The sequence below is a fragment of the Mycobacterium sp. E3305 genome, from assembly GCF_001666785.1.
Classification (GTDB): domain Bacteria; phylum Actinomycetota; class Actinomycetes; order Mycobacteriales; family Mycobacteriaceae; genus Mycobacterium.
This window is the reverse complement of record NZ_LZJA01000265.1, coordinates 1-10,789: the sequence shown is the minus strand read 5'-3', so window position 1 is coordinate 10,789 and position 10,789 is coordinate 1. Positions and strand designations below refer to the sequence as shown.

The window sequence follows — 10,789 nt, the reverse complement described above, 5'->3', positions numbered from 1 at the left end:
TGTGCCCCCCCCCCACCTTCTCCCGGTGGCAGGCCGGTCGGGGAGTGGGTCAGTGCCGGGCTTGCCCCGGCGCGGGCGGGGGGGGCGCCGGGCGCGCGGCCGGGGAACGCGCGCGGCGCCCGCCCGCGGCGGCGATCGCCGAACAACAACACCGAATCCTGGCTGAGCGCCACGAGCCGCGCCATGCCCAGTTCGATTCCGGCGGCCAATTGCTTGACGTCGAACGCGGCGCCGGGTTCGGCGGTGATGCCGAATACCAGTTCGTCGCCGTAACTCAGCACCGCGACCCCGGTGCTCAACTGGACGGCGGTCGGGGGGATGGGCAGCAGGCGCTCCATCGTCTGTCCCATCAGGCGCAGCCGGTGGCGGGGCCCGGGCACGTTGGTGCCCAGCGTCACGATGGCGCGCTGCGGGAAGCGGGACAGCAGCGCAGCGACGCCGTCCCGCACGAGCGTCGGCAAGGAGTTGAGTGCCGACTCGATGATGCCGCCGGATTGGGTTGTATCCGCTGCCTTTTCGTTCCATCGGGTCTGCACGGTGCGCAAGCGCTGGACCGGGTCGTCGTCCTCGACCGGCAGGTACGGCGACCGGACCGGCGTCGGCGCCAGGGCGGGCAGCGAGTCGGCCCGTGGCTCCTCACCGCGGCCGAGCAGGACCGTCCGGAAGCCCTCGGTGGCGGCGGCCAGCGCGACGTCGTTGACGGTCACCCCGAACCTGCGGCAGACGCGGTCGACGTCGGCGATCGGGACCCGCACCGTGGCGTAGCGCCGGGGCGTTGCGGCGCGATCGGGCGACTGCAGCGCGGGCCAGAGCGCGCCGACGACGGCGCCGGTCGCGGTCCAGGATGCCCGCCACAGCGCATCGGCCCAGCCGGTTCGCCGCACCGGCGGTTGCGAAACCCGTTCGGCCGCAGGGGCATTGGCGAAGGCGCTCTCGTCGGCGTCGTCGCAAAGCCTGGTGAGCAGGTGTGCGGGCGACTTGCCGTCCAGCAGCCGGGGATGGGCTTTCATCAGGATCGCCCATCGGTTGCCCTTGAGGCCCTCGATCACCCAGCACTCCCACTGTGGGCGGTCCGGGCTCAGCGGCCGTTCGAGGGCGTGGGCGATGGCCCGGGACAGCTCGGTGTCGTCACCCGGTCGGTTGATCGCCACCCGGCGCACGTGCTGGGCGAGGTCGAAGTCCCGGCAGTCGACCCAGCCCGGGTGCGTCGGGTGCGGCCGCAGCACCTGCGTGCAGCGGGGAATCGATCGAATGCGTTCCGCCAGAAGGGCTTGGAGGCGCTGATGGTCGGGTGCGCCGTCGACGATGGCCACCGCGCCGATCGCCAGGCCGGCGTGCTGGTCGGGGTGGTGGGTCTTCAGGAAAGCCGTATCCAGTGCCCTCACCTGCGCCATGCTCGCCCCCGCCTCATTTTCGCCCTGATACCAGTGTCTGTCGGTCCTTGTTGCCCGCGGTAGGCCCGCGGCGTTAAGAGCGTGTTTAGGAGTTGAAGATCGGTTTAACAACGGTTGTCCTGCACCGGAGGTAATTCGAACAAACTTTCGATATGCTTTCAGGTGTGGGCTGGTTTAATGGCCCGCCGAGCTGGGCGGAAATGGAGCGGGTGCTCGACAGCAAACCGCGCCATGCCGGCGTGCCGGTGGTGCCCGGGGAGGACGCCCCCCTCTCGCCCAAGCGCGGAACGTACCGGCCGCCGGCCGGCGCCCGGGCGGCTCGCTCGTCCGTCCCCTATGCCGAGCTGCACGCGCATTCGGCGTTCAGCTTCCTCGACGGTGCCAGCACGCCGGAGGAGCTGGTCGAGGAGGCTTCCCGGCTGGGGCTGCGCGCGCTGGCGCTCACCGACCACGACGGGCTGTACGGGGCGGTGCGGTTTGCCGAGGCGGCCGCCGAGCTCGAGCTGCGCACCGTGTTCGGCGCCGAACTGTCGCTGGGGCCGGGCGCGCGCACCGAGACGCCGGATCCGCCGGGCCCGCACCTGCTGGTGCTGGCCCGCGGCCCGGAAGGTTACCGGCGGCTGTCGCGGCAGCTGGCCGCGGCGCACCTGGCCGGCGGCGAGAAGGGCAAGCCGCGCTACGACTTCGACGCGCTGACCGAGGCCGCAGGGGGGCACTGGCACATCCTGACCGGATGCCGCAAAGGCCATGTCCGCCAAGCGTTGTCACAAGGGCCGGAGGCCGCGGAGCGGGCGCTGGCCGACCTGGTGGACCGGTTCGGTGCGGACCGGGTCAGCATCGAGCTGACCCACCACGGCCACCCGCTCGACGACGAGCGCAACGCGGTGCTGGCCGGGCTGGCGCCCCGCTTCGGCGTCGGCGTCGTCGCCACCACCGGCGCGCATTTCGCGGGTCCGCCGCGGCGCCGGTTGGCCATGGCCATGGGCGCCATCCGGGCGCGGCAGTCCCTGGACGCCGCCGCCGGATGGCTGGCCCCGCTGGGCGGTTCGCACCTGCGGTCCGGCGAGGAGATGGCCCGGCTGTTCGGGCAGCGGCCCGACGCGGTGACCGCCGCCGCCGAGCTCGGCGAGCAATGCGCGTTCGGGCTGGCGCTGATCGCCCCGCAGCTGCCGCCCTTCGACGTGCCCGCCGGGCACACCGAGGACAGCTGGCTGCGGCAGCTGACCATGGCGGGGGCACGCGACCGCTACGGGCCGGCCGACACCGCGCCGCGCGCGTATGCGCAAATCGAGCATGAGCTGAAAGTCATTGAGCGGCTTACTTTTCCGGGCTATTTCCTGGTGGTGCACGACATCGCCCGGTTCTGCCGGGAGAACAACATCCTGTGTCAGGGCAGGGGATCGGCGGCCAACTCCGCGGTCTGTTATGCCCTCGGTGTCACCGCGGTGGACCCGGTGGCCAACGAGCTGCTGTTCGAGCGGTTTTTGTCGCCCGCCCGCGACGGGCCGCCCGACATCGACATGGACATCGAGTCCGACCAGCGCGAGAAGGTCATTCAGTACGTCTACGACAAATACGGCCGCGACTACGCCGCTCAGGTCGCCAACGTCATCACCTACCGGGGCCGGATCGCGGTGCGCGACATGGCCCGCGCGCTGGGCTTCTCCCAGGGTCAGCAGGACGCGTGGAGCAAGCAGATCAGCCACTGGAACGGGCTCGCCGATTCGCCCGACGTCGAGGGCATCCCCGAGCAGGTGGTCGACCTGGCCAACCAGATCCGGAACCTGCCGCGGCACATGGGCATTCACTCCGGTGGCATGGTGATCTGCGACCGCCCGATCGCCGACGTCTGCCCGGTGGAGTGGGCACGCATGGAGAACCGCAGCGTGTTGCAGTGGGACAAGGACGACTGCGCGGCAATCGGTTTGGTGAAGTTCGACCTGCTCGGGCTGGGCATGCTCTCGGCGCTGCACTACGCCATCGACCTGGTGGCCGAGCACAAGGGCATCGAGGTGGACCTGGCCCGGCTCGACCTCTCCGAGCCGGCGGTGTACGAGATGCTGGCCCGCGCCGATTCCGTCGGCGTGTTCCAGGTGGAGTCACGCGCGCAGATGGCCACGTTGCCCAGGCTCAAGCCGCGGATCTTCTACGACCTGGTGGTGGAGGTCGCGCTGATCCGCCCCGGGCCCATCCAGGGCGGCTCGGTGCACCCCTACATCCGGCGGCGCAACGGGCTGGACCCGGTGGTCTACGACCACCCGTCGATGGAGCCCGCCCTGCGAAAGACGCTGGGGGTGCCACTGTTTCAGGAGCAGCTGATGCAGCTGGCGGTCGACTGCGCCGGCTTCTCCGCCGCCGAGGCCGACCAGTTGCGCCGAGCGATGGGCTCCAAGCGCTCGACCGAGCGCATGCGCCGGCTGCGCGGCCGGTTCTACGAGGGCATGCGTGCGCTGCACGGCGCGCCCGACGAGGTGATCGACCGGACCTACGAAAAGCTGGAGGCGTTCGCCAATTTCGGCTTCCCGGAAAGCCACGCGCTGTCCTTCGCGTCGCTGGTGTTCTATTCGTCGTGGTTCAAGCTGCACCACCCGGCTGCGTTCTGCGCGGCGCTGCTGCGCGCGCAGCCGATGGGCTTCTATTCGCCGCAGTCGCTGGTGGCCGACGCGCGCCGGCACGGCGTGACCGTGCACGGCCCGGACGTCAACGCCAGCCTGGCCCACGCCACCCTCGAGAACGCGGGCACCGAGGTCCGCCTCGGGCTGGGCGCGGTGCGCCACATCGGTGACGACCTCGCCGAGCGGCTGGTCGGCGAACGAAAAGCCAACGGCCCGTTCGCTTCTCTGCTGGACCTGACCACCCGGCTACCGCTGTCGGTGCCGCAGACAGAGGCGCTGGCGACGGCCGGGGCGCTCGGCTGCTTTGCCATGTCGCGGCGCGAGGCGCTGTGGGCGGCCGGGGCGGCCGCCACCCAACGCCCGGACCGCCTGCCCGGCGTCGGCTCGTCGTCGCATGTCCCCGCGCTGCCCGGGATGAGCGAACTGGAGCTGGCCGCCGCCGACGTGTGGGCCACCGGAGTCTCCCCGGACAGCTATCCGACGCAATTCCTGCGGGCGGACCTGGACGCGATGGGCGTGGTGCCCGCCGAGAAGCTGCTCGGCGTGCCCGACGGCGACCGCGTGCTGATCGCCGGCGCGGTGACCCACCGGCAGCGCCCGGGCACGGCACAGGGGGTGACGTTTCTCAACCTCGAGGACGAGACCGGGATGGTCAACGTGCTGTGCACGCCGGCGGTGTGGGCGCGGCACCGCAAACTGGCCAACTCCGCGCCGGCGATGCTGGTGCGCGGCCAGGTCCAAAACGCCAGCGGCGCAGTCACCGTCGTCGCCGAGCGGCTGGGGCGCATCACCCTGGCGGTCGGCTCGAAGTCGCGCGATTTCCGCTAGAAAGCGACATCACCCATCCGTTTGCGTCGTAAACTATCGCCTCATCGCCGCGGGTCAGCCAGAAGCAGGGAGTCGAGATGAGATTCAAACGTAGTCGGCTTGGCGCTGCGATGCTGGGTTGTGTTGCGGCGCTTGCTCTTCCAACCGCGATTGCCAGCGCCGACCCGCCCGACCCGCACCAGCCCGACATGACGAAGGGCTTCTGCCCGGGCGGCCGATGGGGGTACGGCAACTTGGCCGTGTGCGACGGCGAGAAGTACCCCGACGGGTCGTTTTGGCACCAATGGATGAAGACCTGGATCGTCGGCCCACAGTTCTACTACGACTGCGTCGGTGGCGACGAACCCCTGCCTGGCCCGCCCCCGCCCGGTGGTTGCGGTGGGGCGATTCCGCCCGACCAGCCGGCCCCGCCGCCCCCGTCCTGACCTGACCGAGCGCGACGGAGACGACGGCGCCGCACGTGCACTCCGCTGCGGGATTTCGACCCAATTCCCACCGTGGATTCACGCTCGGTGCCTGAGGCGCCGGCCCGTCGGAAACCTCTTGCGCCAGTTCGCCGCTCATGGGCCCGCAGGTAGTCTCCAGCACATGACCCTCAACCTGTCCGTCGACGAAGTCCTCACCACCACCCGCTCGGTCCGCAAACGCCTGGACTTCGACAAGCCGGTCGAACGCGATGTGCTGATGGAATGCCTCGACCTGGCGCTGCAGGCGCCCACCGGATCCAATTCGCAGGGTTGGCAGTGGGTGTTCGTCGAGGACGCGGACAAGAAGAAGGCGATCGCCGACGTCTACCTGAAGAACGCCCGGGCCTACCTGAGCTCACCCGCGCCCGAATACGCCGACGGGGACACCCGCGGGGAGCGGATGGGCAAGGTGCGCGACTCCGCGACCTACCTCGCCGAGCACATGCACGAGGCGCCGGTGTTGTTGATTCCCTGCATCTTCGGCCGGGAGGAGAAGCAGCCGCTGGGCGGCGTGTCGTTCTGGGCGTCGCTGTTCCCGGCGGTGTGGAGCTTCTGCCTGGCGCTGCGCTCCCGCGGGCTGGGGTCGTGCTGGACGACGCTGCACCTGCTCGGTGACGGTGAAAAGCAGGTCGCAGACGTGGTGGGCATCCCGTACGACGAGTACAGCCAGGGCGGGCTGTTCCCGATCGCCTACACCAAGGGCACCGACTTCCGCCCGGCCAAGCGGCTGCCCGCCGAGCAGCTCACCCACTGGAACACCTGGTAGTCAGGTCTGCAGAGGCCAAACCTCGACGACCCCGTGCGCGACCGCACACGGCGTCTGGCTGACGCGCTCGATCGCCGTGTCGAGATCGTCGGCCTCGATGACCGCGAATCCCGCGATCGGCAGAGCCGATCGGAGGAAGGGGCCCGGCTCGATCCGCACGCCCGCGCCGTCCGGGTTGCGCACCTGCACGGGGTTTCCGGCCCGGGCGACGAGCGCGCCGGACGCGCTGAGTTCGTCGTCGCGGGTGTGCGCGGCGTGTCTGCGGTGCGCGCTCAACTGGTGGTATCCGGCCTCGTCGCCGTAACCGATGGTGATGAAGGTAGGCATATCAATGCTGACTCCCGTCGGTCGCAGAACTCATCGCTAGAACGCGCCCGGGTAACCCTGCTGTCGCCAGGCCTCGTAGACGGCGACGGCCGCGGCGTTGGACAGGTTCAGCGAGCGCCGCCCCGCCAGCATCGGGATGCGCACCTGCTCGGTGATGTGCTCGTCGGCCAGCGTCGCCGCGTCCAGTCCGGTCGGCTCGGGACCGAACAACAGGACGTCGCCCGGCCGGTAGCGGACGTCGGCGAACGAGGTGGGCGCGTGCGAGGTGAAGGCGATCACCCGCTCCGGCGACAGCGCCTCCCACGCGGCCGGCAGCGACGGATGCACCGTCACCGACGCCAGGTCGTGATAGTCCAGACCGGCCCGCCGCAGCTTGGGTTCGGACATGTCGAAGCCCATCGGCTCGACCAGGTGCAATTCGCATCCGGTCGCCGCCGCCGTCCGGATGGCGTTGCCGGTGTTGGGGGCGATGCGTGGGGAGAAGAACATCAGCTTGAACACAACGCGATAATGGTCGCATGGTCGAGCAGAGCCTCTGGATGCGGAAAGTCGCTGCCGATCCGGGACATTCGCACTGGTACATCGAGCGGTTCCGCGCCATGGCCCGCGCCGGTGACGATCTGGCCGGCGAGGCGCGCTTCGTGGACGCGATGGCCCCGCGCGGCGCCCGCATCCTCGACGCCGGCTGCGGCCCCGGCCGGCTGGGCGGGTACCTGGCCGCCGCCGGTCACCAGGTCGTCGGCGTCGACGTCGACCCGGCGCTGATCGAAGCGGCCGAGCAGGATCACCCCGGGCCGCGCTGGCTCGTCGGCGACCTCGCCGAGCTCGACCTGCCCGCCCGCGGCATCGCCGAGCCGTTCGACGTGATCGTGTCGGCCGGCAACGTGATGACGTTCCTGGCGCCGAGCACGCGGCGCCGGGTGCTGGGCCGGCTGCGGGCCCACCTCGGGGACGACGGTCGGGCGGCGATCGGCTTCGGCGCGGGCCGCGACTACGGATTCGCCGAGTTCCTCGACGACGCGGCGGCCGCCGGGCTCGAGCCCGACCTGCTGCTGTCCACCTGGGACCTGCGCCCGTTCACCGATGAGTCGGATTTCCTCGTCGCCGTCCTGCGCCACGCCTAGCGGGTTTGCCAGGATCGTCGGCCCGCGCGCCGGTGCACCTTGGAGAGGCCTGTCTGCTCAGTACGGATTCTGGTGACCTGGGCCGCGGGCTGTCATACTCGTCGGATTGCCACGTTGACGCGCTCGCGCCCATCTGGCGTGGCACGGGTGGATAAAGCAGGAAGTCTCATGAGCCTCTCGTTTTCTCGAGCGCTGAGCATCAGCGCAGCGGCCGGTCGCGCGGCCGTGCCGACGTGACCATGTTCGCCCGCCCGGCCACCCCTGCCGAGGCGGTCCCCGAGTCCCCGCCGCCCGGCGCCGCCGAGTCGGCGCCGGCCAAACGCCCACCGGCCTGGTCGCTCAGCAACTGGCCGGTCCGGTGGAAGGTCCTGGCGATCGTGCTGGTGCCGCTGGTGCTGGCAACGGTCTTCGGCGGGCTGCGCATCCAGGGTGCAATGGCGAACTCGGCCGGGCTGCGGCTGGCCGCGGCCCGCGCCGACGTGGTCCCCGTGATCACCAAATACATGTCGGCCCTCGACGTCGCCCTGCTGGCGGGCAGCACCGGGCGCGACGTGGAGGGGGCCAAGAAGAACTTCGAGGCGCGCAAATACGAACTGGACACCCGGCTGCGCGACACCGACGTCAGCCCCGAAGTCCGGTCGGGGGTGACCAACCTGCTCGACGGCGGTCAGATGCTGGTGAACAAGGCGACCGACAACGGCCTGGGTTTGCGGGAGCGGGTGACCCTCTACGCCCCGATCCTGCTGACGGCCGAGGACGTCATCAACGCGTCGGTCCGCGTCGACGACGAGAAGGTCCGCGCCCAGACCCAGGGCCTGAGCCGTGCCGTCGGGGCCCGCGGGCAGATGACGATGCAGAAGATCCTCGTCACCCGGGGCGCCGACCTGCCCGAGCCGCAATTGCGGACCTCGATGATCACCCTGGCCGGAACCGAGCCGTCGACCCTGTTCGGGATGAGCGAGGTCCTCGGCGCCGGCTCGCCCGAAGCCAAGACGCTGCAGCAGCAGCTGGTGACCCGGATGGCGATCATGTCCGACCCGGCCAGCGTCCTCGTCGACAACGCCGACCTGCTGCGCTCGATACAGACCACCGACGACATCGCCGACCAGATCGTCAAGGACGCCACCGCGGCGGTGACGAAAACCGTGCACGCCCAGGCCGCAGACAGGCGCAATGCCGCCATCCTCGACGCCGTCCTGGTGCTGTCCGCCATCGTGATCGCGCTGATCGTGGTGCTGTTGGTGGCCCGCGCGCTGGTGCGGCCCCTGCGCGTCCTGCGCGACGGAGCCCTCAAGGTGGCCCACACCGACCTCGAGGAGGAGATCGCCCGGGTCAAGGCGGGCGGCGCCGAGCCGACGCCGCAGCCGCTGCCGGTGTACACCACGGAGGAGATCGGCCAGGTCGCCCACGCGGTCGACGAATTGCACACCCAGGCCCTGCTGCTCGCCGGCGACGAGGCCCGGTTGCGGCTGCTGGTCAACGACATGTTCGAGACCATGTCGCGGCGCAGCCGCTCGCTGGTCGACCAGCAGCTGTCACTCATCGATCGGCTGGAGCGCAACGAGGAGGATCCCGAGCGCCTGGACAGCCTGTTCCGGCTGGACCACCTCGCCGCCCGGCTGCGCCGCAACAGCGCCAACCTGCTGGTGCTGGCGGGCGCGCAGCTCGCGCGCGACCAGCGCGACCCGGTGCCGCTGTCGACGGTGCTGGGCGCCGCGGTCTCCGAGGTCGAGGACTACCGCCGCGTCGAGATCGCCGGGCTGCCCGACAACAGCACGCTGATCGGCGCCGCCGCCGGCGGCGCCATCCACCTGTTCGCCGAGCTGATCGACAACGCCCTGCGTTATTCGCCACCCGCGACGCCCGTGCGCGTCTCGGCGGCCCGCGGCGGCGACGGCGGAGTCGTGGTGCGGATCGCCGACTCCGGCCTGGGCATGAACGACACCGATCGGCGCATCGCCAACATGCGGCTGCAGGCCGGCGGCGAGGTCAGCCCCGACAACGCCCGCCACATGGGCCTGTTCGTCGTCGGCCGGCTCGCGGACCGGCACGGCATCCGGGTGGGGCTGCGCGGCCCGGCGGCCAACGAGGAAGGCTCGGGCACCACCGCCGAGATCTACCTGCCCCCAACGATTCTCGAGGGCTCGGCGCCGCAGGCCCGAGTCGCCCGGATCCGGGCGGTTTCGGCGCCCGGCGCGCAGCCCGCCGCCGCGGTCGCCGCGCCCGAGGAGGAACGCCGGCCCGAGCCGGCCCGCAACGCCCCCGCCGCGGCGCCGCCGGTCACGTTGCTGCCGCGCCGCAATCCCGGTTCCAGCGGCATCACCGTGGTGCCCGCCGAACCCGCCGAGCCGCTGCCGCAGCGGCGCGAACTGCCCACACCGTGGTGGGAGGGCGGGACCCCGGCGAGCGCCCCGGACGCCAAACCGGAGCCGAAGCCCGTCCGCGCTTCGGACACGTCGGCGTTCTTCGCCGCGCGGTCGCGGGAGGCGGACGAGCCGGCCGCGGCCGCCGACAAGCCGCCGAGCCCGGCGCCGAGCGCGCCCGCCCCGTCGATCCCGGCCGCGCCGAAGAGCGCAGCCGCTCCCGCTGACGACGACGTGATCTACCGGCGGATGCTGTCGGAGATGCTCGGTGATCCGCACGACCTGGTCAACAGCCCCGACCTGGACTGGCAGTCGGTGTGGGACCGCGGCTGGACGCTGGCCGCGGCGGCCGAGGACACGCCCGTCGAGTCGCGCACCGCCGAGCACGGCCTGCCGGTCCGTACGCCCGGTGCCCGGCTGGTGCCCGGCGCCGCCAATGGGACGGCCCGGCCCGACGAGGACGAGAGCCAAGAGCCCAACGGCGGCCTGCACTCCGGCCGCGAACCGCAGCACGCGGCCGCCGCCCGCGATCCCGAGGCGGTGCGAGCCTCGTTCAGCAGCCACTTCGGCGGCGTGCGCACTGGCCGGGTGCACGCCCGCGACACCCAGGGGCCAGAGCAGGAATGACCGCACCCGACAACTCCCTGGACTGGCTGGTGACGCGGTTCGCCCGCGAGGTCCCGGGCGTGGCGCATGCGCTGCTGGTCTCCGTGGACGGGCTGCCCATCGCCGCCAGCGAACATCTCCCGCGCGAGCGCGCCGACCAGCTGGCCGCGGTCGCCTCCGGCCTGGCCAGTTTGGCGACCGGCGCCGCGCAGCTGTTCGAGGGTGGCCAGGTGCGAGCCGTCGCCGACGCGCATCAGCAGCAGGTAGCCGTTCTGCATCTCCACCACCGACTGCAGCAC

The 10,789-nt window shown here is 71.4% G+C and carries 9 protein-coding genes; 6 read left to right on the top strand and 3 right to left on the bottom strand.

Annotated elements, in window-relative coordinates:
* Positions 1 to 1,385 (bottom strand): wax ester/triacylglycerol synthase domain-containing protein (locus tag A5701_RS23550; protein ID WP_369807443.1); only part of this gene is annotated, 1,385 nt, incomplete at its 3' end.
* Positions 1,386 to 1,558: 173 nt separating this feature from the next.
* On the opposite strand from A5701_RS23550, the gene A5701_RS23545 reads away from it, so the two are divergent.
* The 3 genes from A5701_RS23545 to A5701_RS23535 all read left to right on the top strand — a co-directional run bounded on the left by A5701_RS23545 (position 1,559) and on the right by A5701_RS23535 (position 6,070).
* On the top strand, positions 1,559 to 4,837 hold the full coding sequence (locus A5701_RS23545) for an error-prone DNA polymerase (protein ID WP_067759995.1): 3,279 nt from the start codon (positions 1,559 to 1,561) through the stop codon (positions 4,835 to 4,837).
* Positions 4,838 to 4,914: 77 nt separating this feature from the next.
* Positions 4,915 to 5,262, top strand: coding sequence for a hypothetical protein (locus tag A5701_RS23540; RefSeq protein WP_067759992.1), 348 nt, complete (start codon positions 4,915 to 4,917; stop codon positions 5,260 to 5,262).
* Between the two features lie 163 nt (positions 5,263 to 5,425).
* Positions 5,426 to 6,070 carry a nitroreductase family protein gene (locus tag A5701_RS23535; RefSeq protein ID WP_067759988.1) on the top strand — a complete coding sequence of 215 codons (645 nt, stop codon included), beginning with the start codon at positions 5,426 to 5,428 and terminating at the stop codon, positions 6,068 to 6,070.
* On the opposite strand, the gene A5701_RS23530 is transcribed toward A5701_RS23535, so the two are convergent.
* Positions 6,071 to 6,397 carry a YciI family protein gene (locus tag A5701_RS23530; protein ID WP_067759985.1) on the bottom strand — a complete coding sequence of 109 codons (327 nt, stop codon included), beginning with the start codon at positions 6,395 to 6,397 and terminating at the stop codon, positions 6,071 to 6,073.
* Between the two features lie 36 nt (positions 6,398 to 6,433).
* Positions 6,434 to 6,898, bottom strand: a complete 465-nt coding sequence (locus A5701_RS23525; protein ID WP_067759982.1) for a tRNA (cytidine(34)-2'-O)-methyltransferase — start codon at positions 6,896 to 6,898, stop codon at positions 6,434 to 6,436.
* A 17-nt stretch (positions 6,899 to 6,915) separates the two neighbouring features.
* Here A5701_RS23525 and A5701_RS23520 point away from each other — a divergent pair, with 17 nt between their 5' ends.
* From A5701_RS23520 to A5701_RS23510, 3 genes are all read left to right on the top strand, one after another.
* A complete protein-coding gene (locus tag A5701_RS23520; protein ID WP_067759979.1) occupies positions 6,916 to 7,521 on the top strand; it encodes a bifunctional 2-polyprenyl-6-hydroxyphenol methylase/3-demethylubiquinol 3-O-methyltransferase UbiG in 606 nt (201 codons plus the stop codon).
* A gap of 239 nt (positions 7,522 to 7,760) precedes the next feature.
* A complete protein-coding gene (locus A5701_RS23515; RefSeq protein WP_067759998.1) occupies positions 7,761 to 10,511 on the top strand; it encodes a sensor histidine kinase in 2,751 nt (916 codons plus the stop codon).
* Positions 10,508 to 10,789 (top strand): roadblock/LC7 domain-containing protein (locus A5701_RS23510; RefSeq protein WP_231972873.1); only part of this gene is annotated, 282 nt, incomplete at its 3' end. The genes A5701_RS23515 and A5701_RS23510, both read left to right, overlap by 4 nt.

Excerpts from the sequence above, each read along its gene's own strand:
- A5701_RS23540 (WP_067759992.1), top strand. The coding sequence starts at position 4,915 with ATGAGATTCAAACGTAGTCGGCTTGGCGCTGCGATGCTGGGTTGTGTT.
- A5701_RS23535 (WP_067759988.1), top strand. The coding sequence starts at position 5,426 with ATGACCCTCAACCTGTCCGTCGACGAAGTCCTCACCACCACCCGCTCG.
- A5701_RS23530 (WP_067759985.1), bottom strand. The coding sequence starts at position 6,397 with ATGCCTACCTTCATCACCATCGGTTACGGCGACGAGGCCGGATACCAC.
- A5701_RS23520 (WP_067759979.1), top strand. The coding sequence starts at position 6,916 with ATGGTCGAGCAGAGCCTCTGGATGCGGAAAGTCGCTGCCGATCCGGGA.
- A5701_RS23515 (WP_067759998.1), top strand. The coding sequence starts at position 7,761 with ATGTTCGCCCGCCCGGCCACCCCTGCCGAGGCGGTCCCCGAGTCCCCG.